Raw genomic sequence first — 542 nt, forward strand, 5'->3', positions numbered from 1 at the left:
GCAAGGCATTGTCAAGCTTGAAAAACTTTCGGATCGGGCTCTTATGCCCCGGACCCGGCGTCGCTTGCGATGCGCTCCGCCCCCTCCGCCCCCGTGGTTGCCCCACCCCCTGCCGTGTCGGCTGCGCCCGCCCCCTCGGCCCCGATCACATCGCGCCCGCAATCCGGTGTGCCGGACCCGGCCGCGCTTGCGATGCGGCCTGCCCGGCCGGACCCGGCATCGCTGGAGATGCGTTCCATCCCGTCCGCGACGCCTGCCGCGCCGACCTCGACATCAGTGGCGGCAGGTGCTTTTGCGCCTGCGCCAGCAACGCGCAGCATCCTGACCCCGACGGCATCTGCGGCCAGTGCGCCCGCCAAGCAGCCCGTGAGCGCACCTGTAGCCGCGTCCGCCAGCGCCCCGGCCAGCACGCCCACCCCCGCATCGGGCGAGACATCGGCCAATGCCGGGGGCGGTGTGAATGCGGATGTGGATACCGGTGACGACGCGGCCCCCGACGCGGCGGCGACATCTTCCGCACCACTCCCTCCACCGGTCCCGCG

1 protein-coding gene is annotated in these 542 nt (G+C 72.5%); it reads right to left on the reverse strand.

Features of this window, described 5'->3' with window-relative positions:
* Positions 1–41 precede the first annotated feature (41 nt).
* A partial coding sequence (locus tag B7G66_RS18005; RefSeq protein ID WP_048859386.1) for a hypothetical protein occupies positions 42–542 on the reverse strand: 501 nt, incomplete at its 5' end.

Origin of the sequence: Novacetimonas hansenii JCM 7643, from assembly GCF_000964405.1 — a bacterium.
Classification (GTDB): domain Bacteria; phylum Pseudomonadota; class Alphaproteobacteria; order Acetobacterales; family Acetobacteraceae; genus Novacetimonas; species Novacetimonas hansenii.